The following is a 23,972-nucleotide window of genomic DNA, read 5'->3' as shown; positions in this document are numbered from 1 at the left end:
GCCCAGCCCCTCACTGCAACGGCATTGCTAAATCGTACGGCGACGGGTTAACGCGACACCAGCACCGATCAGAGCCCCAACGATACCCCACATAATCATCAGGAAGGCGCGACGAGGGCTGTCACGTTTTACCGGCTCTTCCGGCGTTCTCAAATAACGATAGGTCTGAAAACGCGGATCTAAAGTTGGTCCAACGTTCAGGGTGTTCAGCATGGCCCTGTTCTGGAAATAGTCCAGCTCGAAATCCGGACCAATTGACTGCAGATTCTCAAGTCGCGCCTGCAACATTGGACGTCCGAGTAAGAACAATTCTGAATCCGGCAATTCATCAGCTGGAACATCTGTGGAAGTACGCGAAATATTATGCTGCTCAGCAATTTTAAGCGCTTGTTCAATGCTGTGGACGCGGCGAGAGAAAATGGATTTTGCCACTTCTTCCTGACGTTTGACCTGCGCTTTCATCTGCACAGTGCGTGCGGCCCATGCACCTTTTAACTCATCATTCAGATGACGTGCCGCGCGTTGGCTGGCAAACGCGACGTACTGGCGCAGCAAATTGTTGGCATCAGGAGCCGTCTCGGCAATCAGCTTCACGCTGTCATTGGTATTACGCAGCGTATCGCCAGGCAAAAACTGAATGTTATTGATCAGTTCATCCAGCATCGCCGCATCGGCTTTGCTATTACCGACCATACGCTGCTTATAGTAATCAGTCTGCTGCCAGAATTCTCGGCGTGTATCCCAGGAGGCAAGCTGCATAATGAATTCTTTATAGGCCTCATCCATTACTGACGGTTGGTCCGTGGACGCGAGACTGGCCTTAATATCCAGGTTGCGTAAAAACTGTTGTTGAGAGTAAAAGCCACCCAACATATTGACCGTTGGCCTGTCAGTAATCGCCGTGGCACTCCACTCCTGACGCGCAAAAAACGTATATGCGAGGGCCGCTATCGCGAAGGCGAGAGCCATACCGACGATCCACACCTTCCCTGACCACAAGGTACGAAACAACCCACGGATATCCAGTTCATTTTCAGCGCTCACGGCATCTTCCCCCGGTAATGGTTGTCTCATCGTACCCTCAATTTATTTGGTTAAGTCTGGTTTACTTTCACGGTTTCTACGCAACTTGCGCTTCAAACGTTTGATAAATCTCGCTACCTTCCAGGCCCGTTTAATACAGATGTCGTACAAGACAAACGCCAGTAAAAAAAACACCAACATCACCCACTCCGGGACAATGCGAGAATATTCAGCCAGCACGCCAATAGATGCCAGAATAGCTGCAGCCAGGGTAATCAGGACAAAAGCCTGTCGGGAGGTAAATCCGGCGCGCATGATTAAATGGTGAATATGTTGGCGATCCGGGGAGAAAGGGCTCATGCCCTTGCGTAAGCGACGATACATAATTGCCACCATATCCATTAACGGAATGGCAATAATCCACAAAGCGGTGACCGGGCTGATAGGATGCGTTGGCCCCTGGGTAGTCTCCAGCAGGATCCAAATCACCGTGAAGCCAATCAGCGTACTGCCCGCATCCCCCATAAAAACTTTATAGCGGCGTCCGAGAATACCCAGATTCAGCAGGATGTAAGGCAGAATGGCGGCGATCATGGCAAAACACCAGATGGCCAGGCTTGTTTGCCCATCGAACCACAGGATAAGCCCCATAGCGGCGAATGACACGCTAGATAATCCACCCAACAGACCATCAATCCCATCCACCATATTGAAGGCGTTTATTGCCGCCCAGACGGCAAACAGGGTAAGGAAATATCCAAAAGGACCGAGTACCATCTCCCAAGGGCCGAAAATATAGCCAAGGCTTAGCAGATAGAGTTTACCCACCGTCATCATAATGATGCCGATAAGGGCTTGGATGGTTGCGCGGATTTTTACACTGATATCAAAACGATCGTCCAGGGCACCGATAAACACCAGTACACCAGCACAACCCAGGTAGAGAGCAGCATGCGGGATATAGTAATCGGCGATAAGAAACGTAAAGCAAATGCCTGCGTAAACCGAAATCCCTCCAACCAGCGGAATCAGTCCCTGATGACGTTTGCGGAAGTTGGGTTTATCCACCAATCCAATCTTTTTCGCGACCTTGCGGGCAAAGAAAAGAAACAGCGTTGTGAATAAAAAAATACTGATGAGATCAGTACTTGCTGTCAATAAATTCACTATACATGCTCTCAGAGAATATCAATACACGAAGTATAACCATCCAGCCAATTATTCAGAAGAGAAACCCGACTCAATATCAGCTCCATATCAGGTGGTTCTATATGATTAGCAACCACAAAATACGAATTTCAACCCTTCTTCGCCATGCGGTATGTCATACCGTATTATCGTTATTGTGTCGTTAAGATTACAGCCACAAAAGCAAAACGCCACGTAAAAACGTGGCGTTTTCGGATGAGACCTGAATTACGAACGCTTCATCATATCGAAGAAGTCGTCGTTAGTCTTGGTCATCGCCAGCTTGTTAATGAGGAATTCCATGGCATCAATTTCACCCATCGGATGGATGATTTTGCGCAGGATCCACATTTTCTGCAGCTCTTCCTGAGTGGTGAGCAGCTCTTCTTTACGGGTACCGGAACGGTTGTAGTCGATAGCCGGGAAGACGCGTTTTTCAGCAATCTTACGAGAGAGATGCAGTTCCATGTTGCCGGTACCTTTAAACTCTTCGTAGATAACTTCATCCATTTTAGAGCCGGTATCGATCAGCGCAGTCGCGATGATGGTCAGGCTACCGCCCTCTTCCACGTTACGCGCCGCACCGAAGAAACGCTTCGGACGATGCAAGGCATTGGCATCAACACCACCGGTCAGAACTTTACCGGAAGCCGGAACCACGGTGTTGTAAGCACGCGCCAGACGGGTAATGGAATCGAGCAGAATGATAACGTCTTTCTTGTGTTCAACCAGACGTTTCGCCTTCTCGATAACCATTTCCGCAACCTGAACGTGGCGGGAGGCTGGTTCGTCAAAGGTAGACGCAACCACTTCACCTTTCACCAGACGCTGCATCTCGGTAACTTCTTCCGGACGTTCGTCAATCAGCAGCACCATCAGCACGCAGTCCGGATGGTTGTAAGCAATGCTCTGCGCGATGTTCTGCAGCAGCATGGTTTTACCTGCTTTCGGCGGAGCAACAATCAGACCACGTTGGCCACGACCGATCGGTGATGCCAAATCCAGTACACGCGCCGTTAAGTCTTCAGTAGAACCGTTACCACGTTCCATACGCAGACGAGAGTTTGCGTGCAGCGGAGTTAAGTTCTCAAAGAGGATTTTGTTACGGGCATTTTCTGGTTTGTCGTAGTTAACTTCGTTAACTTTCAACAGCGCAAAGTAGCGTTCACCTTCTTTCGGCGGGCGAATCTTACCAGAGATGGTATCACCAGTGCGGAGGTTGAAACGGCGGATTTGGCTGGGAGAAACGTAGATGTCATCAGGACCGGCGAGGTAGGAGCTGTCTGCAGAGCGGAGGAAACCAAATCCATCCTGCAATATCTCCAGCACACCGTCACCAAAGATATCTTCGCCACTCTTTGCGTGCTGCTTCAGGATGGCAAAAATAATGTCCTGCTTGCGCATACGAGCCAGGTTTTCAAGGCCCATATTTTCGCCGAGAGTGATCAGCTCAGAAACCGGCGTATTCTTTAATTCGGTAAGATTCATAATGGTGTGAGTTCTTAAACTTGGGGTAAATCTCGAACTTAATGTTGTGAATGGTATGGCAGGGTCATCCATGCCTGTTTACGGCCATCAACTCATGTCTGTTCGCTGTCTGGTCACAGGAAAGTACGCAGAACTGAAACGACAAGACGGATTGAGTGACAAGCCAGGAATCTGTCCACTTCTCGCGCGAGAAACAACGGGAAGTATTGGATATAACTAGATTCAAACTTAATAAGGTATGTTTAATACGAAGTCAACACTAACTTAGCACGACTCAAGTCGGGCGTCCAGTCATCCGAATCATTTCGAAGTATGGTCGCCCGATCATGAGACTTCCTTACGCTAAATTAGCGTCGAGGAATTCTTTCAACTGACCTTTGGATAGTGCGCCGACTTTAGTCGCCGCAACTTCGCCGTTTTTAAACAGCAGCAGGGTCGGGATGCCACGGATACCATACTTCGGCGCGGTGCCTGGGTTTTGGTCAATGTTCAGTTTAGCAACCGTCAATTTGCCCTGATATTCGTCAGCGATTTCATCCAGAATTGGAGCGATCATTTTGCACGGACCGCACCACTCTGCCCAGAAATCAACGAGGATAGCTCCGTCCGCTTTGAGTACATCCGTGTCAAAACTGTCGTCAGTCAGGTGAATAATTTTATCGCTCATATTAACTCCACAGGAATAAGCCTGGTGCGTTGGTGTACTCTTAATCAACGACGTGTTGATGTAGCATTAACCAACTAAAGGTTGACTTTATTTCACCGGATACGCTTTCGTAAAGCAATAGTAAGCTGATATTCTACCACACTATGAGCAAAACACATTTAACAGAACAGAAGTTTTCCGACTTCGCCCTGCACCCAAAGGTGATAGAAGCCCTTGAAAATAAAGGCTTTCATAACTGCACGCCCATTCAGGCCCTCGCGCTGCCGCTAACGCTGGCAGGTCGTGATGTTGCAGGGCAGGCGCAAACCGGTACCGGAAAAACGATGGCGTTCCTGACGTCAACGTTTCATTATCTTCTCTCTCATCCCGCGATTGCCGATCGCAAGGTGAACCAACCGCGTGCGTTAATTATGGCGCCAACGCGTGAGTTAGCCGTGCAGATCCATGCTGACGCCGAGCCGCTGGCACAGACCACCGGTTTGAAATTAGGCCTGGCTTATGGCGGCGACGGTTACGACAAACAGCTGAAAGTGCTGGAAAGCGGCGTCGATATTCTTATCGGCACGACCGGTCGTCTCATCGACTATGCAAAACAGAACCACATTAACCTGGGCGCGATTCAGGTCGTGGTGCTGGATGAAGCCGATCGTATGTACGATCTGGGCTTTATCAAAGATATCCGTTGGCTGTTCCGTCGTATGCCGCCAACCACCCAACGTCTGAACATGCTGTTTTCTGCAACCCTCTCTTACCGCGTTCGCGAACTGGCGTTCGAACAGATGAATAACGCCGAGTACGTTGAAGTCGAACCGGAACAGAAGACAGGTCACCGTATTAAAGAAGAGCTCTTCTATCCTTCCAACGAAGAGAAAATGCGTTTACTGCAAACGCTGATTGAAGAAGAGTGGCCAGATCGCGCCATCGTCTTTGCTAACACCAAGCATCGTTGTGAAGATATCTGGGGTAGCCTTGCCGCTGACGGTCATCGCGTCGGTCTGTTGACCGGTGACGTGGCGCAGAAAAAACGTCTGCGTATCCTTGATGAGTTCACCCGTGGCGATCTCGACATTCTCGTTGCGACGGATGTCGCCGCGCGTGGTCTGCATATCCCAGCCGTAACGCACGTATTTAACTATGACCTGCCGGATGACTGTGAAGATTACGTTCACCGTATCGGTCGTACCGGTCGCGCCGGAGCAAGCGGTCACTCTATCAGCCTGGCCTGTGAAGAATACGCGCTGAATTTACCAGCAATCGAGACCTATATCGGTCACTCGATCCCGGTCAGCAAGTACAACCCGGATGCGCTGATGACCGATCTGCCGAAGCCGTTACGCTTAACGCGTCCGCGCACAGGCAATGGCCCACGCCGTACCGGTGGTGCTCCGCGTAATCGTCGTCGTTCAGGTTAACGTTAGATATGCTCACAACCACTTCGCTGTACGCCGCAATTGATTTAGGCTCGAATAGTTTTCATATGCTGGTTGTACGCGAGGTGGCGGGAAGCATTCAGACGCTCACGCGTATTAAACGCAAGGTGCGTCTGGCCGCTGGCCTCAACAGCGACAACGTTCTTTCCGCTGAAGCTATGGAGCGCGGCTGGCAATGCCTGCGCCTGTTTGCTGAACGTCTGCAGGATATCCCTCAGCCGCAAATCCGCGTGGTCGCCACGGCAACATTACGCATCGCGGTAAACGCCGATGAGTTTATCGCCAAAGCGCAAGAGATCCTCGGCTGTCCTGTCCAGGTCATCAGCGGCGAAGAAGAAGCGCGGCTGATTTATCAAGGTGTTGCCCACACCACCGGCGGTGCCGATCAGCGTCTTGTCGTTGATATTGGCGGTGCCAGCACTGAACTGGTTACCGGCTCCGGCGCGCAAACCACCTCTCTGTTCAGCCTGTCAATGGGCTGCGTCACCTGGCTCGAAAGGTATTTCACCAATCGTAATCTGGCACAGGAAAACTTTGACGAAGCAGAGAAAGCGGCTCGCGAAGTTCTGCGCCCGGTCGCCGACAAACTGCGTTTTCATGGCTGGAAAGTTTGCGTTGGTGCCTCTGGCACCGTCCAGGCGTTACAGGAAATCATGATGGCGCAAGGCATGGATGAGCGCATTACGTTGGCCAAGCTTCAGCAGCTTAAACAACGCGCCATTCATTGTGGTCGTCTGGAAGAGCTGGAAATAGAAGGGTTAACGCTGGAACGCGCACTGGTTTTTCCCAGCGGACTGGCCATTCTGATCGCCATTTTCACCGAACTGAATATTCAATGCATGACTCTGGCCGGCGGCGCACTACGCGAAGGTCTGGTCTACGGCATGCTGCACTTGCCGGTTGATCAGGACATTCGCAGCCGTACGCTGCGTAATATTCAGCGTCGATTTATGGTCGACACCGATCAGGCGAATCGCGTCACGCAATTGGCTGTACATTTACTCGAACAGGTGAAAGATGAGTGGCATCTTGAAGCCATTAGTCGTGAACTGCTGCAAAGTGCCTGTCAGTTGCATGAAATAGGACTGAGCGTAGAGTATAAGCAGGCGCCACTGCATGCCGCCTGGCTGGTACGTAATCTCGATCTCCCGGGCTTTACTCCCGCGCAGAAGAAACTGTTAGCCACGCTGTTGCTCAACCAAACTAATCCGGTCGATCTCTCTTCACTCCACCAGCAAAACGCTGTGCCACCACGCATCGCGGAGCACCTTTGCCGTTTGCTACGCCTGGCGATCATCTTCGCCGCTCGCCGTCGCGACGATTTAGTGCCACATATCACCCTGCAAGCTCAGGATGAGAATCTGACGTTAACGCTACCGGAAGGCTGGCTGGAACATCATCCATTAGGTACAGAGTTAATCGATCAGGAAATACAGTGGCAAAGCTATGTCCACTGGCCGCTGGAAGTGCATTAGATGCTGGCTGCCGGATAGCGCTTACGCTTATCCGGCCTACAAAATACCTATTTCTCTTTGGCTTTCGCCATCATTGCCCGAATGTTAGCAATGCTGGCCTGCCCTTTTTGCATCCGCTCCTCGGCACTCACCACTTTACGCTCCTGTTCCCAGATAACGTCATCTTGTGGTAGTTCCAACAGGAAACGGCTCGGTTCAGGTCGTACCAGTTCACCGTACTGACGGCGCTCTTTACACAGCGTGAAGATAAGTTCTTTCTGCGCACGGGTAATCCCGACGTAAGCCAGACGACGCTCTTCGTCGATGTTATCTTCATCGATGCTGCTCTGGTGCGGCAAAAATCCTTCTTCCATTCCCACCATAAATACGTACGGGAACTCCAGTCCTTTTGAAGCATGCAGCGTCATCAACTGCACCTGATCCAACTCCTCTTCGCTCTCTCCGCGCTCCATCATGTCGCGCAGGGTAAAGCGGGTAACGACCTGAGTCAGGGTCATTGGCTCTTCCAGCTCACTACCTTCCAGCATCTCCGTCATCCAGCTGAACAGCGTGTTGACGTTTTTCATGCGCATTTCGGCCGCTTTCGGGCTCGGCGAGGTTTCATACAGCCAGGATTCGTAATCAATGCCGTGGATCAGATCGCGCACGGCGGCAACCGGCTCGCGCTCCGCCAGACGTTGAATTTCACCCAGCCAGTGCGTAAAGCGGGTCAGAGAATCATATCCACGCCCGGTTAGCGTCTGGCTAAGTCCCATATCAAAGCTGGCGGTAAACAGGCTTTTATTACGCGTCATCGCCCATTCCCCCAACTTTTGCAGCGTGGCCGGACCGATTTCACGCTTTGGCGTATTTACGATGCGCAAAAATGCACTGTCATCATCCGGGTTGCTGAGCACGCGCAGATAGGCCAGCAGACCTTTAATCTCCGGACGTGAGAAGAACGACGTCCCGCCGGAAATTTTGTACGGGATGCGGTTTTGCATCAGAAACTTTTCGAACACTCGCGACTGATGATTACCGCGATACAGAATGGCGTAGTCTTTATACTGCGTCTTGTTCACAAAGTGATGGGCAATCAGTTCCCCGGTCACGCGTTCTGCTTCGTGCTCTTCATTATTCGCACTCAACACCTTCAGCTCAGCGCCGTAGCCCAGCTCAGAAAAGAGCCGTTTTTCAAAGACGTGTGGGTTGTTAGCAATAAGGATGTTCGCCGCCTTCAGGATACGCCCTGATGAACGATAGTTTTGCTCCAGCTTCACCACCTGCAGCGCCGGAAAATCTTTGCTTAACAGTACCAGGTTCTGCGGACGTGCACCGCGCCAGGAGTAGATCGACTGATCGTCATCACCCACGACGGTAAAGCGCGCGCGTTTCCCCACCAGCAACTTCACCAACTCGTACTGGCTGGTGTTGGTATCCTGATATTCATCCACCAGCAGGTAGCGGATTCGGTTTTGCCAACGCTCACGTACTTCTTCATTGCGCTGCAACAGCAGCGTGGGGAGCAGGATCAGATCGTCAAAATCGAGGACGTTACACGCCTTCATATGCGCGTCATACAGACCATAGCAGTGGGCAAAAATACGATCGCGTTCACCCTTTGCACTGGCTGCCGCCTGCACTGGGGTCATCAGATCGTTTTTCCAGTTGGAGATCGTTGAAATCAACTGTTGAAGGATAAGTTTATCGTCTTCAATTAGCCCTTCGGTCAATTCCTTAAGCAGGACCACCTGGTCAGTATCATCAAACAACGAGAAGTTCGACTTCATCCCTAGCGCGGCGTATTCACGCTTAATGACATCCAGTCCCAGAGTGTGGAAAGTAGAGATCATCAACCCGCGCGCTTCTTTACGACCCAACGTTTGCGCCACACGCTCTTTCATCTCGCGCGCAGCCTTATTGGTAAAGGTTACTGCCGCAATATGTCGTGCCTGATAGCCACATTCACGGATCAGATGTGCGATTTTGTTTGTGATAACACGCGTCTTACCGGAACCCGCTCCCGCCAGCACCAGGCAAGGTCCGGTGACGAATTCGACGGCTTGTTGTTGTCCGGGGTTCAAACGCATAGAGGATTGCTCAATCTGTAAACACGGGGATGTGGATTGTAGCAGAAAGTGACGCCAGGGGGATCGGTCATAGCCCATCGTCGAAGACCATGGATTACATGCTACTATTGCGCCCTGATTTATCACTCAACTCAGAGCGCAAACCATGGCAAAAACAGCATCAGCAGTGCATATCCTTGTTAAAGAAGAGAAACAGGCTCTCGATCTTTTGGAACAAATCAAAAATGGCGCCGATTTTGGTAAACTGGCGAAGAAACACTCTATCTGCCCGTCGGGCAAACGCGGCGGCGATTTAGGCGAATTCCGTCAGGGCCAGATGGTTCCGGCGTTTGATAAAGTGGTGTTCTCCTGCCCGGTGCTGGAGCCAACCGGCCCACTGCACACTCAGTTCGGTTATCACATCATTAAAGTGCTGTACCGTAACTAATAGAAAGCCCGGTGTGTTCAACCACCGGGCTTTTTTTGCCGAATGGCAGCCTCTTAGCCAGCTACAGCAATACGTTTCATATCAGTCATATAGCCACGCAGTTTCTGGCCCACTTTCTCGATAGCATGGCTGCGAATAGCATCGTTTACGTCGCGCAGCTGCGCGTTGTCTACCGCACCTTCGGCAATCGCTTTGCCCAGATCTCCGGTTTGCAGGGTGGTCATGAACTCTTTCAGCAGCGGTACGCACGCGTAAGAGAACAGGTAGTTACCGTATTCTGCGGTATCGGAAATGACTACGTTCATTTCGTACAGACGCTTACGGGCGATGGTGTTCGCGATCAGCGGCAGCTCGTGCAGTGATTCGTAGTAAGCAGACTCTTCGATGATGCCGGAATCCACCATGGTTTCAAACGCCAGCTCAACGCCAGCTTTCACCATCGCGATCATCAGCACGCCTTTATCGAAGTACTCCTGCTCGCCAATTTTACCTTCAAACTGCGGCGCGGTTTCGAACGCGGTTTTGCCGGTCTCTTCACGCCAGGTCAGCAGTTTCTTATCGTCGTTGGCCCAGTCAGCCATCATGCCTGAAGAGAATTCGCCGGAGATGATGTCATCCATGTGTTTCTGGAACAGCGGCGCCATGATCTCTTTCAGCTGTTCGGACAGCGCATAAGCACGCAGTTTCGCTGGGTTAGACAGACGATCCATCATCAGGGTGATACCGCCCTGCTTCAGCGCTTCGGTGATGGTTTCCCAGCCGAACTGAATCAGTTTTTCGGCGTAAGCCGGGTCAGTACCTTCTTCCACCAGCTTGTCGAAGCACAGCAGAGAGCCTGCCTGCAGCATACCGCACAGAATTGTCTGCTCGCCCATCAGGTCAGATTTCACTTCCGCAACGAAGGACGATTCCAGCACGCCTGCACGGTGACCGCCAGTGGCCGCAGCCCATGCTTTGGCAATCGCCATGCCTTCGCCTTTCGGATCGTTTTCCGGGTGAACGGCGATCAGGGTTGGAACACCAAAACCACGTTTGTACTCTTCACGCACTTCGGTACCCGGACACTTCGGCGCAACCATCACCACAGTGATATCTTTACGGATCTGCTCGCCCACTTCGACGATGTTGAAACCGTGGGAGTAGCCCAGCGCCGCGCCATCTTTCATCAGCGGCTGTACGGAACGTACAACGTCGGAGTGCTGTTTGTCCGGGGTCAGGTTAACCACCAGATCTGCCTGCGGGATCAGCTCTTCGTAGGTACCTACTTTGAAGCCATTTTCGGTCGCTTTGCGCCAGGAAGCGCGCTTCTCAGCAATCGCTTCTTTACGCAGGGCGTAGGAGATATCCAGACCGGAGTCGCGCATGTTCAGGCCTTGGTTAAGCCCCTGAGCACCGCACCCGACGATGACCACTTTTTTACCCTGAAGGTAGCTTGCGCCATCGGCGAATTCGTCGCGACCCATAAAGCGACATTTGCCCAGCTGCGCCAGCTGCTGACGCAGGTTCAGTGTATTAAAGTAGTTAGCCATGGTGATACCTCGTGATGTTGTACTGTCTTATTGTTCGGTTCGCGTTTCAGCGAGAATGAACCCACATTACAACAGGAAATTTATTGCGGAAATTGATATATTCACAACATCACATTGCAATATCTGCAACGTAGAAAATCGGAGGCTCGTCCGTGGATTTACGCGATCTGAAAATGTTCCTGCATCTGGCGGAAAGCCGCCACTTTGGCCGCAGTGCGCGGGCGATGCACGTCAGCCCCTCCACACTCTCACGCCAGATCCAACGGCTGGAAGAAGATCTCGGCCAGGCGCTGTTTGTGCGCGATAACCGTACGGTCACGCTGACCGAAGCAGGCGAAGAGCTGCGAGTGTTTGCCCAGCAGACGCTGTTGCAGTATCAACAATTGCGCCACACCCTCGATCAGCAGGGACCGTCGTTGTCGGGCGAGCTGCATATCTTCTGCTCGGTTACCGCCGCCTACAGCCACCTGCCGCCAATTCTCGACCGCTTTCGCGCCGAGCACCCCTCGGTTGAAATTAAGCTCACCACTGGCGATGCCGCTGATGCGATGGACAAAGTGGTCACCGGAGAGGCCGATCTGGCAATAGCGGGTAAGCCAGAGACGCTGCCTGGTGCTGTGGCATTCTCGATGCTGGAGAATTTAACGGTAGTGTTGATCGCACCAGCATTGCCTTGCCCGGTGCGCAACCAGGTTTCGGTCGATAAACCAGACTGGTCGACGGTGCCGTTTATCATGGCCGACCAGGGGCCGGTACGCCGCCGCATCGAGTTGTGGTTCCGCCGTCACAAAATCAGCAACCCATCGATTTACGCCACGGTCGGGGGGCACGAAGCGATGGTCTCGATGGTGGCGCTGGGCTGCGGTGTGGCGCTGCTGCCGGAAGTGGTGCTGGAAAACAGCCCAGAGCCGGTACGTAATCGCGTGATGATTTTAGAACGCAGCGACGAAAAAACACCGTTCGAGCTTGGCGTCTGCGCGCCGAAAAAACGGCTGCATGAGCCGCTCATAGACGCGTTCTGGAAGATTGTTCTGGAGCGCAAATCCGCCGAGTAGCACCAGCGTCAGGCCTAAAATCAGTGGTAGATTCAGTATTGGCGCTCCTTTTCTGTATAATGTCCCGTGCCATAATAGATGTGGGGGGCTTGTTAACCATCACGTTTAGCAAGCCAGAACAGACGGTGTCATTGCGCACTTGACAGCGAAAATACAAACTTAATTAGCCATCATTATGATAATCAAACCAAAAATTCGTGGATTCATCTGTACAACGACCCATCCGACTGGCTGCAAAGTCAATGTGGAAAAACAGATCGATTATGTGAAGAAAAACGGGAAAATCGCTAACGGCCCTTCCCGCGTGCTGGTCATCGGTGCTTCTACCGGTTACGGCCTTGCTTCCAGAATTTCCGCGGCATTTGGCAGCGGAGCCGCCACTATCGGCGTATTTTTCGAAAAACCAGGCACGGAAACCAAGCCAGGTTCCGCGGGCTGGTATAACTCTGCAGCCTTCGATGAGGCCGCAAAACGCGAAGGTCTGTATTCCAAAAGCATCAACGGCGACGCGTTCTCCGACGAGTGTCGCGACGAAGTTATCAAACTGATCAAAGAAGACCTGGGTCAGATTGACCTGGTGGTTTACTCACTGGCATCTCCGGTACGTAAAATGCCGAAAACCGGTGAAATCGTCCGTTCTGCGCTGAAGCCAATCGGTGAGGTTTATACCTCTAAAGCGATCGATACCAACAAAGATCAGATCATAACCGCCAGCATTGAGCCGGCAACCGAAGAAGAAGTTCAGAACACCGTCACCGTTATGGGCGGCGAAGACTGGGAACTGTGGATGGGCGCGCTGAGCGAAGCAGGCGTGCTGGCTGACGGCGTGAAAACCGTTGCCTACTCCTACATCGGTACTGACCTGACCTGGCCAATCTACTGGCACGGCGCGCTGGGCAAAGCAAAAGAAGATCTCGACCGCGCGGCAGGCGCGCTGCGTAATCAACTGGCTCCGCTGAACGGTTCCGCTAACGTTGCTGTACTGAAATCCGTTATCACGCAGGCCTCTTCTGCGATTCCGGTGATGCCGCTGTACATCTCCATGGTCTTCAAGCTGATGAAAGAACAGGGCATTCATGAAGGCTGCATCGAGCAGATCAACCGTCTGATGACCACCAGCCTGTACGGCGATAAAGTGGCGCTTGATGACAACCAGCGTATCCGTATGGATGACTGGGAACTGCGTGAAGACATTCAGCAGGCATGCCGCGATCTGTGGCCGCTGATCACCACCGAAAACCTGGCGCAAAAAACGGACTATGCAGGATATAAGCAGGAATTCCTGAATCTGTTCGGTTTTGGTCTCGACGAAGTGGATTACGATGCGGATGTAAACACCGAAGTCGAATTCGAAGTCATCACGCTGTAATCTGCTGATACAGTTGCAAAAAGGGTTCATGTCTTTACATGAACCCTTTTTTAATGGCTGCCGCTAACCCGCCAGGAAGAACCTGAACGCCGGGTTATGCGTTTCATCATGACAGTCATAACCCAGTTCGTTCAGTCGCGTTTCGAAATCAGGCTCATGCTCACCCAACTCAAACGCCGCCAGTACGCGACCATAATCGGTTCCGTGACTACGATAGTGGAACAACGAAATATTCCAGTGCGTCCCCAGGGTATGCAGGAATTTGAGCAACGCCCCCGGAGATTCCGGGAATTCGAAGCTGTACAGCCGCTCCTGCAAGGGTTTCGACGGGCGCCCACCGACCATGTAGCGCACGTGCAGCTTCGCCATTTCGTCGTCGGACAAATCCACCACGCTGTAGCCACCCTCGTTAAGCAACTGGAGGATTTCCTTACGCTCTTCCAGCCCACGGCTCAGACGGACGCCAACAAAAATACAGGCGTCTTTCGCATCAGCAAATCGGTAGTTAAACTCGGTAACCGAGCGTCCTCCCAACAGCTGGCAAAACTTCAGGAAGCTGCCCTTTTCTTCCGGAATAGTTACTGCCAGCAACGCTTCGCGCTGTTCGCCCAGCTCGCAACGTTCGGAAACATAACGTAGGCCATGGAAGTTAACGTTAGCGCCGGAAAGGATATGCGCCAGACGTTCGCCGCGAATGTTGTGCTGGGTAATGTACTTTTTCATCCCCGCCAGCGCCAGCGCACCGGATGGTTCCGCCACCGCGCGCACATCCTCGAACAGATCTTTCATTGCCGCGCAAATAGCGTCGCTATCGACAGTGATGATGTCGTCGAGATACTCCTGGCACAAACGGAAGGTTTCGTCGCCGATACGTTTCACCGCCACGCCTTCAGCAAAGAGGCCAACACGCGGAAGATCGACCGGTTGACCGGCATCCAGCGCCGCTTTCAGGCAGGCTGAGTCTTCAGCTTCAACGGCAATCACTTTGATCTGCGGCATCAGCTGTTTGATCAGCACCGCCACGCCTGCCGCTAATCCGCCACCGCCCACCGGCACGAATACACGATCAAGGTGGGCATCCTGCTGCAATAACTCCAGTGCCAGCGTGCCCTGCCCGGCAATCACCATCGGATGGTCGAACGGAGGAACCCAGGTAAAACCCTGCTGCTGCGACAGCTCAATCGCTTTGGCTTTGGCTTCATCAAAATTCGCGCCGTGTAGCAGTACTTCACCACCGAAACCGCGAACGGCATCGACTTTGATATCGGCGGTAGCCGTAGGCATGACAATCAGCGCCTTCACGCCTAATCGCGCAGAAGAGAAAGCTACACCCTGAGCATGATTACCCGCCGATGCGGTGATTACGCCATGCGCTTTTTGCTCTTCGGTCAGACCGGCCATCATGGCATAGGCACCGCGCAGCTTGAAGCTGTGAACGGGTTGACGGTCTTCGCGCTTCACCAGAATCACGTTATCGAGGCGCGAAGAGAGTTTTTCCATTTTTTGTAGCGGTGTGACCTGCGCCGCTTCGTATACCGGCGCACGCAGCACTGCTCTGAGGTACTCGGCGCCTTCTGGAGCGCCGGAGAGGGGTTGAGAATCCGCCATGGTCATTATCCCCCTAGTTTCGACTTATCGCGCACCGCACCTTTGTCGGCGCTGGTTGCCAGGCTGGCGTAAGCGCGCAGCGCAAAGGAGACCTGACGCTGACGATCTTTTGGCGTCCAGGCTTTGTCACCACGAGCTTCTTGCGCTTCACGGCGCGCAGCGATTTCCGCATCGCTCAGTTGCAGTTGAATGCCACGATTCGGGATATCGATAGCAATCATGTCGCCATCTTCGATAATTGCGATATTACCGCCGCTGGCCGCTTCAGGAGAAACGTGACCAATGGAAAGCCCCGAAGTACCGCCAGAGAAACGACCGTCGGTAATCAGCGCGCAGGCCTTACCGAGACCCATCGATTTCAGGAAGGTGGTTGGGTAGAGCATTTCCTGCATGCCTGGCCCGCCCTTCGGCCCTTCGTAGCGAATCACCACCACGTCGCCGGCAACCACTTTACCGCCGAGGATAGCTTCAACCGCATCGTCCTGGCTTTCATACACTTTTGCCGGGCCGGTGAATTTCAGGATGCTGTCATCCACACCAGCAGTTTTTACGATACAGCCGTTTTCCGCGAAGTTACCGTACAAGACTGCCAGGCCGCCGTCTTTGCTGTAAGCATGTTCCAACGAGCGAATGCAACCTTCTGCGCGGTCATCATCCAGGGTGTCCCAACGACAATCCTGTGAGAACGCCTGGGTGGTACGGATGCCAGCCGGACCTGCGCGGAACATTTTTTTCACCGCGTCGTCTTTGGTCAGCATAACGTCATAACTATCGAGCGTTTGCGGCAGAGTCAGCCCCAGCACGTTTTTCACGTCGCGGTTCAGAAGCCCGGCGCGATCCAGCTCGCCTAAAATGCCCAGTACGCCGCCCGCTCGATGCACGTCTTCCATATGGTATTTCTGCGTACTCGGCGCAACTTTACACAGTTGCGGGACTTTGCGGGACAACTTATCAATATCACTCATGGTGAAGTCGATTTCCGCTTCCTGCGCGGCCGCCAGCAGGTGCAGAACGGTGTTGGTGGAGCCGCCCATCGCGATATCCAGCGTCATGGCGTTCTCAAACGCCGCCTTGCTGGCAATGTTGCGCGGCAGGGCTGAAGCGTCATCCTGCTCGTAGTAGCGTTTGGTCAGCTCAACGATGCGTTTACCTGCGTTGAGGAACAGCTCTTTACGGTCGGCATGAGTCGCCAACAGCGAACCGTTACCCGGCTGCGACAGACCCAGCGCTTCGGTCAGACAGTTCATCGAGTTGGCGGTGAACATCCCGGAGCACGAGCCGCAGGTCGGACAGGCCGAACGTTCAACCTGCTCGCTCTGCGAGTCGGAGACTTTCGGGTCTGCGCCCTGAATCATCGCATCAACCAGATCAAGCTTGATGATTTGGTCAGAGAGCTTGGTTTTCCCGGCTTCCATTGGGCCGCCGGAAACAAAGATCACCGGAATATTCAGCCGCAGAGAGGCCATTAACATCCCGGGGGTGATTTTATCGCAGTTAGAGATACAGACCATCGCATCGGCGCAGTGGGCGTTAACCATATATTCCACTGAATCGGCGATCAGCTCACGCGACGGCAGTGAATAAAGCATGCCGCCATGACCCATGGCGATACCATCATCCACGGCAATGGTGTTGAACTCTTTCGCCACGCCGCCTGAGGCTTCGATTTGTTCGGCAACCAGCTTACCGAGATCGCGCAGGTGGACGTGGCCCGGCACAAACTGGGTAAAGGAGTTCACCACAGCGATAATCGGTTTACCGAAGTCATCATCGGTCATCCCGGTGGCGCGCCACAGTGCGCGGGCACCCGCCATATTGCGGCCGTGGGTGGTGGTGGCAGAACGATACTTAGGCATGCTTGATTAACTCCCGTCTGTCTTTCCCCTGCATATTTCACGCCGCAGGTGCGTTGGCTGCCTCGCTCCCCCCAGTCACCTACTAAAGTAAGCTCCTGGGGACTCGCTGCGTTGCCGTCTTCCTGCAACGTGAACTATTTTGGGGAAATATTAATTTTGTTATTGGTTTACTGAATCCAACCAGCCGTATTTATCTTCCGTTTCACCGGTGAAGAGGCCAAAGAAGGCCTGCTGGATGCGTTTGGTGACCGGACCGCAGCGGCCTTCGCCCACCTGAATACCATCGACGCTGCGTACTGGGGTGATTTCGGCCGCGGTACCGGACATGAACACTTCGTCGGCCAGGTACAGCGATTCACGAGACAGCACCTGCTCACGCACTTCGATATCGAGATCTTTCGCCAGCTTAATGATCGCGTCACGGGTGATACCCGGCAGCGCGGAAGAGGTAAATGGCGGGGTAAACAGAATGCCGTCTTTTACTTCAAACAGGTTTTCGCCCGCGCCTTCGGAGATGTAGCCATTCACATCCAGCGCAATGCCTTCCTGGTAGCCATGACGACGCGCTTCACTACCCACCAGCAGCGAAGACAGATAGTTACCACCTGCTTTAGCAGCGGTAGGAATCGTGTTCGGCGCAACGCGGTTCCAGGAAGAAACCATCGCGTCGATCCCCTGCTCCAGCGCTTCAGCACCGAGGTAAGCCCCCCATGGGAACGCGGCGATTATCACATCAGTGGTGTATCCCGCAGGCGGGTTAACGCCCATCCCTACGTCGCCAACAAACACCAGCGGACGGATATAGGCGCTGGTCAGGTTGTTTTTACGAATCACCTCACGGCAAGCTTCCATCAGCTCATCAACGCTCTGAGAAACGGGAAAACGATAGATCTTGGCTGAATCACGCAGACGCTGCATATGTTCGCGATGACGGAACACTACCGGCCCTTTGTGAGAATCGTAGCAACGGATCCCTTCAAATACAGAAGTACCGTAGTGCAGCGCGTGGGACATCACGTGGACCTTCGCGTCTTCCCAACGAATCATCTCGCCATTAGACCAAATGTAATCAGCTTTTTTCGTCGTCATTTTTCTTCCTTTTGCGCTCAGGCGCGGATTTGTTGTGATGTGGTTGTGCTCTGGCAGATAGCAACATGTGCAACATCTACCAGTTTACTTAACTGACTAAACAGTAAGTCGACCGACCGGGGGCTGGCAACGGTCAATTCGATATTTATATTCTGCGCATCGCTGGCGGCTTCCATATTCATGGAGCACACCTGAAAACCACGATGACGTACCACGCGTAAAACACGTTCTAACGTTTCCGGGTTGAAACGAGCCTCAACGGCGACCTGATGTTGCATCATGATAATTTCTCCAGCATTTCTGAGTTACTGGCGCCGGGTGGCACCAGAGGCCAGACATTCTCAAGTTCGTCGATTGAGACATGAAGCAAGTATGGCCCCTCGCTGTTCAGCATGGTGTCGAGTGCCGCTTCAACCTGGTCTTTACGGGTGATGTGTTGACCAGGAATGCCGAAGGCTCTGGCCAACATGAGGAAATCGGGGTTATCGGTAAGGGTGGTTTCGCTATAACGTTCCTGGAAAAACAGCTGCTGCCATTGTCGCACCATGCCTAACCGCTGGTTGTCGAGTAAAACTATCTTCAGCGGCAACTGCTTGCGTTTTACGGTGCCCAATTCCTGTACATTCATCATGAAGGAACCGTCACCGGAGATACAGATTACAGTATCATTCGGGCGAGCAACCTGCGCGCCAACCGCTGCTGGCAGGCCAAAGCCCATCGTCCCCAGACCGCTCGACGTGATGAAATTTTCAGGGCGAGTGTAGGTCATATGCTGTGCCGACCACATCTGATGCTGGCCAACATCCGTTGTCACTACGCTATCCGCAGGTTTGCGATCGGATAACTGCTTTAACAAAAGTGGCGCATAGATAGCTTCCCCCGGATGGTCGTAGCGCCAGGTATGTTCTGCGCGCAGTTCAGCGCTGTGCTGACGCCATTCGTCAATCTTCATCAATTGCTGTAATGCTGGCAGCAGAGAATTTAAATCCCCCTGCAGCGCCACGTGTGCCTGGCGCAGTTTGTTCATTTCCGCTGGGTCGATATCCATGTGGATTACGCTGGCGTTCGGTGCGAAGGTATTCAGCTTGCCAGTCACCCGGTCATCAAAACGTGCGCCAACCGCAATCAGTAAATCGCACTCTTGCACCGCGAAATTCGCGGCTTTAGTACCGTGCATTCCCAACATGCCCAAATAGTACGGGTAGTCAGCATCTACTGCGCCCAGACCTTTCAGCGTGCAGGCGACCGGCATTTGGGTTATCGCGATAAATTCACGCAGGGCCGGGACCGCCTGCGCCATACCTACGCCACCACCTACGTACAGGATGGGCTTTTGCGCCTGCGCCAGCATTTTACGTGCCTGCTCAACGTCAGCGTGCGGAAACGTCTCTACGTTTTCGACGGTCGTAAAATATGGCTCCAGCGTACCGCTGGCTAATTGGATGTCTTTCGGGATATCAACCAGAACCGGACCCGGACGACCGGAATTCGCCACGGCGAAAGCCTCAGCCATGATACGCGGCAGCTCTTCGAGTGACTGTACCAGGAAGCTGTGTTTGGTGCAGGACAGAGACATCCCCAGCACGTCCACTTCCTGGAACGCATCTGTTCCGATGAAAGGTGATGCCACCTGACCGGTGATCGCCACCACTGGAACAGAATCTAACAGCGCATCGGCAAGGCCCGTGATCAGGTTGGTTGCGCCAGGGCCGGAGGTAGCGATACAAACGCCGGTTTTACCGGTCGCACGGGCATAGCCAATCGCCGCCATTGCCGCACCCTGCTCGTGTCGGCACAACAGGTGCTCTACGCCGCCGTCATACAACGCATCGTAAACCGGCATAATTGCGCCACCAGGATAACCAAAGACGGTTTGAACCCCTTGTGCACGCAACGCATGTACCACCCACTGTGCCCCATTCATAGTTACATCCCCGCCGTAAATCTTGAGAAACAGAATTTTATGCTACCGTTCACTTTCTGCTCCTCGTGTATGTTTTTAAGGTCAAAAAAAACCCCCGGACCTTTCGGTGCGGGGGTCTTAGTTCGTTAAGGCTTGTTTTCTAAGCCTTTCCTCGTCCAAGTGCAGCCCCGCACGGTGGGATAATAATCACCACCACGCTAATCACGACCAGGCTAATCACTCGTAGAAGGGCTGTCATTTTTGTATTTTCTTGCATCTTGTTCGAAGGAATACCTAAAGAGTTACCATAGAATTTGCAAATGACACAAGATATTTTTTTATTCGTTTTTCTGACGTCGTTAACGGTTTAGATAAATACCGTTGTTTTTTATACAAAAAAATCAAAAATGAAAATATTTCACGCTTCAGGCGATCCTCGGTAACCCGATCCCCAATACAAACACCATTCAAAAGCATTTGCGGGCGTCATTCCAGGCTTAATGCAAGCAATTATACGTTGCGCAAAAATACGGGAATCAGCATCTAAAAACCGTAATTATATGAAATCTTGCCGCGATGTATTACGACATAATACTTTTATCAGGAGGAATTATGTCACTATCGATTGTTCACACACGCGCCGCGCTAGGCGTGAATGCGCCAGCCATTACCATCGAGGTACATATCAGCAACGGCCTGCCTGGTTTAACCATGGTGGGGCTGCCCGAAACGACGGTGAAAGAGGCTCGCGATCGGGTACGCAGTGCGATTATTAATAGCGGTTATGAATTCCCAGCAAAGAAGATAACTATAAACCTCGCTCCGGCCGATCTCCCGAAAGAAGGGGGGCGATATGATTTACCTATCGCTGTTGCGCTTCTGGCCGCTTCTGAGCAGCTTACACCCCACAATCTCGACACCTACGAGCTGGTAGGTGAATTAGCGCTTACAGGCGCGCTACGCGGCGTTCCCGGCGCGATATCAAGCGCAACCGAGGCCATTCGTGCAGGCAGGCGAATTATTGTCGCAAAAGAGAATGCCGCTGAAGTTGGACTGATACACGGCGAAGGGTGCCTGATCGCCGATCACCTGCAGACCGTATGCGCATTTCTCGAAGGTAAGCATGATTTAGACAGGCCATCATCCGCAGATTTTACGCCTAACGCATTAGCTGATGATCTGAGCGATGTTATCGGCCAGGAACAGGGTAAACGCGGGCTGGAGCTTACCGCAGCAGGCGGCCACAATCTCTTGCTCATCGGCCCGCCGGGTACGGGAAAGACTATGCTAGCCAGTCGACTCAGAGGGCTGCTCCCTCCACTTAGCAACGATGAAGCGCTGGAAAGTGCCGCGATACTCAGTCTGATCCATTCCGACACGATACAAAAACAGTGGAAGCAACGCCCTTTTCGCTCGCCACATCACAGTGCTTCATTAACCGCCATGGTCGGTGGAGGCTCTATTCCTGCGCCAGGAGAGATCTCTTTAGCGCACAACGGCATACTGTTTCTGGATGAACTACCCGAGTTTGAGCGGCGCACGCTGGATGCACTGCGCGAACCCATCGAGTCCGGGCAGATCCATCTATCTCGCACCAGAGCAAAAATAACCTATCCCGCACGCTTTCAACTCATAGCTGCGATGAATCCAAGCCCGACGGGCCATTATCAGGGGAACCATAACCGCTGTACCCCAGAACAGACGCTGCGCTACCTAAATCGATTGTCAGGTCCATTTCTTGACCGCTTCGACCTCTCCCTCGAAATTCCCTTACCGCCGCCCGGTATACTCAGCCAGAGCGCGATGAAAGGGGAAAATAGCGCAACGGTGAAGCAACGTGTTATGGCAGCGCGAGAGCGTCAGTATCAGCGGCAAAATAAGTTAAACGCACATCTGGACAGTCAGGATATCCATAAATACTGCCTACTGCGTAGCGACGATGCACAGTGGCTTGAAGAAACGCTCGCGCATCTCGGATTGTCTATCCGCGCCTGGCTACGCCTGATTAAGGTCGCTCGAACGATTGCGGATATTGAACAATGTGATCACATCTCTCGCCAGCATTTACAGGAGGCCGTTGGGTACCGAGCGATAGACAGGTTACTCATTCATCTGCAGAAACTACTGACATAAAAAAAGGGCTTTCGCCCTTTTTTATTAATCATCAGATTCGGTGTAGTCTTCTGCGCCTTCCACCTGAGGTTTCCCACCCGATAAGGTGTGGAAGCGTTTTGGACGCTTAATACGCGTCATATATTTAGACCACACACGTTCAGCTTCGGTAACCGGCTCACGTTCACCACGGCATACCGCAACAAACAGTTTTTCTTCTTCAGTTACCGGCTCACGCTTGCCCAGATCCAGCTCGTTGAAAGCATAACCGTGACGCTCAAGCAGTTGTGCTTCTTTAATGGTGAAATCACCATGACGGGAGAATCCGCGGGGATAATATTTATTATCGAAATATCGATTAGTCGTCGTAAAGCTTTCCGCCATCCTGCACGCTCCTAATTCTTTGGCCGAGCTATTTATGGCGCGGAGTATTAGTTACGCTTGACAGAGCGTCAAACAAAAGATTTAAATCATAACGACAAATAATTTTATGGAGCGAGTTGTGGATACGGAATTGTTAAAAACTTTCCTGGAAGTTAGCCGGACACGCCACTTTGGCAGGGCTGCTGAAGCGCTCTACCTGACCCAATCAGCGGTTAGTTTCCGGATCAGACAACTGGAAAATCAATTGGGTGTAAACCTGTTCACCCGACACAGAAACAATATCCGTTTAACCGCTGCAGGTGAAAAATTATTGCCTTACGCCGAAACGTTGATGAATACGTGGCAGGCAGCACGTAAGGAAGTCGCGAATACCTCGCGGCATAACGAGTTTTCTATCGGTGCCAGCGCATCTCTCTGGGAGTGCATGCTTAATGACTGGTTGAGGCGTTTGTATCAATCTCAGGAGCCACAATCCAGCCTGCAGTTTGAAGCGAGGATCGCTCAGCGCCAGTCGTTAGTAAAACAGCTTCATGAACGACAGCTTGATCTACTGATTACTACCGAAACACCCAAAATGGACGAATTTAGCAGCCAACTGTTGGGATATTTCACGCTGGCGCTCTATTGCAGCTCTCCTTCGCAAACCAAAGATGAGCTGAATTATTTACGCCTGGAATGGGGACCCGATTTTCAACAACACGAAGCGGGACTAATAGCGGGAGATGAAGTGCCGGTACTCACCACCAGTTCGGCAGAATTGGCCAGGCAGCAACTTTCAGTGATTAAGGGCTTTAGCTGGCTTCCCGTCAACTGGGCCAAAACCAAAAGCGATCTCCATACTGTTACCGACAGTACAACGCTTTCACGTCCTTTATATGCAGTTTGGCTGCAAAACAGCGATAAAAATGGACTAATTTGCGATCTGCTGAGAACAGATATTCTGGAAAATTAAAGAAAATATAGGCAAGGATGCCGGGAGTAAAACAGCAGGAAGGCACAATTCAAATTGCAGGTAAAAAAAAATCCTTAGCAAAAATGCTAAGGATTATTTCTGGCAGGGGCGGAGAGACTCGAACTCGCGACACCCGGTTTTGGAGACCGGTGCTCTACCAACTGAGCTACGCCCCTAAATTTTCTTATCATTAAGCCTGCTTGGTAGCAGGCTTAATTTTCTAATAAGTGGCGGAACGGACGGGACTCGAACCCGCGACCCCCTGCGTGACAGGCAGGTATTCTAACCAACTGAACTACCGCTCCACCGAATTTCTTTGTCACTACCCGGATTATTCATCCCGGTTTA

General features: G+C 52.4%; 21 protein-coding genes and 2 tRNA genes. 7 read left to right on the top strand and 16 right to left on the bottom strand.

The features are described 5' to 3' along the window. Nucleotides 1–27: 27 nt before the first annotated feature. The 5 genes from wzzE to trxA all read right to left on the bottom strand — a co-directional run bounded on the left by wzzE (nt 28) and on the right by trxA (nt 4,366). Nucleotides 28–1,074, bottom strand: a complete 1,047-nt coding sequence (gene wzzE, locus BZK42_RS23205) for an ECA polysaccharide chain length modulation protein (RefSeq protein WP_080860381.1) — start codon at nt 1,072–1,074, stop codon at nt 28–30. Between the two features lie 12 nt (nt 1,075–1,086). Continuing rightward, entirely contained in the window at nt 1,087–2,190 is a 1,104-nt protein-coding gene (gene wecA, locus BZK42_RS23200; protein WP_046274878.1) for a UDP-N-acetylglucosamine--undecaprenyl-phosphate N-acetylglucosaminephosphotransferase, read from the bottom strand. A gap of 249 nt (nt 2,191–2,439) precedes the next feature. Next, entirely contained in the window at nt 2,440–3,699 is a 1,260-nt protein-coding gene (gene rho / locus BZK42_RS23195; protein ID WP_002437993.1) for a transcription termination factor Rho, read from the bottom strand. 87 nt (nt 3,700–3,786) lie between these two features. Next, nucleotides 3,787–3,906: a rho operon leader peptide gene (locus tag BZK42_RS23190; protein WP_049259789.1), complete on the bottom strand. Its 120-nt coding sequence runs from the start codon at nt 3,904–3,906 to the stop codon at nt 3,787–3,789. A 130-nt stretch (nt 3,907–4,036) separates the two neighbouring features. Beyond that, on the bottom strand, nt 4,037–4,366 hold the full coding sequence (gene trxA, locus BZK42_RS23185) for a thioredoxin TrxA (protein WP_001280776.1): 330 nt from the start codon (nt 4,364–4,366) through the stop codon (nt 4,037–4,039). 143 nt (nt 4,367–4,509) lie between these two features. Here trxA and rhlB point away from each other — a divergent pair, with 143 nt between their 5' ends. Beyond that, entirely contained in the window at nt 4,510–5,778 is a 1,269-nt protein-coding gene (gene rhlB, locus BZK42_RS23180; protein ID WP_003829013.1) for an ATP-dependent RNA helicase RhlB, read from the top strand. An 8-nt stretch (nt 5,779–5,786) separates the two neighbouring features. Continuing rightward, on the top strand, nt 5,787–7,271 hold the full coding sequence (gene gppA, locus BZK42_RS23175; RefSeq protein WP_016157837.1) for a guanosine-5'-triphosphate,3'-diphosphate diphosphatase: 1,485 nt from the start codon (nt 5,787–5,789) through the stop codon (nt 7,269–7,271). A gap of 47 nt (nt 7,272–7,318) precedes the next feature. On the opposite strand, the gene rep is transcribed toward gppA, so the two are convergent. Beyond that, a complete protein-coding gene (rep, locus tag BZK42_RS23170) occupies nt 7,319–9,340 on the bottom strand; it encodes a DNA helicase Rep (protein WP_080860379.1) in 2,022 nt (673 codons plus the stop codon). A gap of 145 nt (nt 9,341–9,485) precedes the next feature. Between rep and ppiC the strand changes: the two genes are divergently transcribed. Then, on the top strand, nt 9,486–9,767 hold the full coding sequence (ppiC, locus tag BZK42_RS23165; RefSeq protein ID WP_080860378.1) for a peptidylprolyl isomerase PpiC: 282 nt from the start codon (nt 9,486–9,488) through the stop codon (nt 9,765–9,767). Nucleotides 9,768–9,820: 53 nt separating this feature from the next. On the opposite strand, the gene ilvC is transcribed toward ppiC, so the two are convergent. Next, nucleotides 9,821–11,296 carry a ketol-acid reductoisomerase gene (gene ilvC / locus BZK42_RS23160; RefSeq protein ID WP_003844614.1) on the bottom strand — a complete coding sequence of 492 codons (1,476 nt, stop codon included), beginning with the start codon at nt 11,294–11,296 and terminating at the stop codon, nt 9,821–9,823. 152 nt (nt 11,297–11,448) lie between these two features. On the opposite strand from ilvC, the gene ilvY reads away from it, so the two are divergent. After that, nucleotides 11,449–12,351: an HTH-type transcriptional activator IlvY gene (ilvY, locus tag BZK42_RS23155; RefSeq protein ID WP_016155102.1), complete on the top strand. Its 903-nt coding sequence runs from the start codon at nt 11,449–11,451 to the stop codon at nt 12,349–12,351. Nucleotides 12,352–12,526: 175 nt separating this feature from the next. Further along, entirely contained in the window at nt 12,527–13,720 is a 1,194-nt protein-coding gene (gene fabV / locus BZK42_RS23150; RefSeq protein ID WP_016155101.1) for an enoyl-ACP reductase FabV, read from the top strand. 63 nt (nt 13,721–13,783) lie between these two features. Here the strand turns inward: fabV and ilvA are convergent, their stop codons facing one another. The 6 genes from ilvA to ilvL form a co-directional block, all read right to left on the bottom strand. Beyond that, complete coding sequence (ilvA, locus tag BZK42_RS23145) at nt 13,784–15,328, bottom strand: threonine ammonia-lyase, biosynthetic (RefSeq protein WP_080860414.1); 1,545 nt, start codon at nt 15,326–15,328, stop codon at nt 13,784–13,786. A gap of 5 nt (nt 15,329–15,333) precedes the next feature. Beyond that, nucleotides 15,334–17,184: a dihydroxy-acid dehydratase gene (ilvD, locus tag BZK42_RS23140; protein WP_016157832.1), complete on the bottom strand. Its 1,851-nt coding sequence runs from the start codon at nt 17,182–17,184 to the stop codon at nt 15,334–15,336. Nucleotides 17,185–17,343: 159 nt separating this feature from the next. Continuing rightward, nucleotides 17,344–18,273: a branched-chain amino acid transaminase gene (locus tag BZK42_RS23135; RefSeq protein ID WP_003829030.1), complete on the bottom strand. Its 930-nt coding sequence runs from the start codon at nt 18,271–18,273 to the stop codon at nt 17,344–17,346. A gap of 17 nt (nt 18,274–18,290) precedes the next feature. Then, nucleotides 18,291–18,554, bottom strand: a complete 264-nt coding sequence (ilvM, locus tag BZK42_RS23130; protein WP_003018017.1) for an acetolactate synthase 2 small subunit — start codon at nt 18,552–18,554, stop codon at nt 18,291–18,293. After that, nucleotides 18,551–20,197 (bottom strand): acetolactate synthase 2 catalytic subunit, encoded by a 1,647-nt coding sequence (ilvG, locus tag BZK42_RS23125; protein ID WP_016157831.1) that lies wholly within the window; start codon nt 20,195–20,197, stop codon nt 18,551–18,553. The genes ilvM and ilvG overlap by 4 nt, the downstream gene beginning before the upstream one ends. A gap of 139 nt (nt 20,198–20,336) precedes the next feature. Further along, nucleotides 20,337–20,435, bottom strand: coding sequence for an ilv operon leader peptide (gene ilvL, locus BZK42_RS23120; RefSeq protein ID WP_001311244.1), 99 nt, complete (start codon nt 20,433–20,435; stop codon nt 20,337–20,339). A gap of 353 nt (nt 20,436–20,788) precedes the next feature. Between ilvL and BZK42_RS23115 the strand changes: the two genes are divergently transcribed. Beyond that, a complete protein-coding gene (locus BZK42_RS23115; RefSeq protein ID WP_046274875.1) occupies nt 20,789–22,309 on the top strand; it encodes a YifB family Mg chelatase-like AAA ATPase in 1,521 nt (506 codons plus the stop codon). A gap of 24 nt (nt 22,310–22,333) precedes the next feature. Here the strand turns inward: BZK42_RS23115 and maoP are convergent, their stop codons facing one another. After that, nucleotides 22,334–22,672 (bottom strand): macrodomain Ori organization protein MaoP, encoded by a 339-nt coding sequence (gene maoP / locus BZK42_RS23110; RefSeq protein ID WP_003018025.1) that lies wholly within the window; start codon nt 22,670–22,672, stop codon nt 22,334–22,336. Nucleotides 22,673–22,778: 106 nt separating this feature from the next. Between maoP and hdfR the strand changes: the two genes are divergently transcribed. Next, a complete protein-coding gene (gene hdfR, locus BZK42_RS23105; protein ID WP_095715764.1) occupies nt 22,779–23,624 on the top strand; it encodes an HTH-type transcriptional regulator HdfR in 846 nt (281 codons plus the stop codon). A 100-nt stretch (nt 23,625–23,724) separates the two neighbouring features. Here the strand turns inward: hdfR and BZK42_RS23100 are convergent. Together BZK42_RS23100 and BZK42_RS23095 are read right to left on the bottom strand one after the other, a co-directional pair. Continuing rightward, nucleotides 23,725–23,800, bottom strand: a tRNA-Trp gene (locus tag BZK42_RS23100). Nucleotides 23,801–23,852: 52 nt separating this feature from the next. Further along, nucleotides 23,853–23,929, bottom strand: a tRNA-Asp gene (locus BZK42_RS23095). Nucleotides 23,930–23,972 lie beyond the last annotated feature (43 nt).

Origin of the sequence: Citrobacter braakii (assembly GCF_002075345.1) — a bacterium.
Lineage (GTDB): Bacteria > Pseudomonadota > Gammaproteobacteria > Enterobacterales > Enterobacteriaceae > Citrobacter > Citrobacter braakii.
Note: the sequence above shows the minus strand (reverse complement) of the source record. Positions and strands in the feature narration are given on the sequence as shown.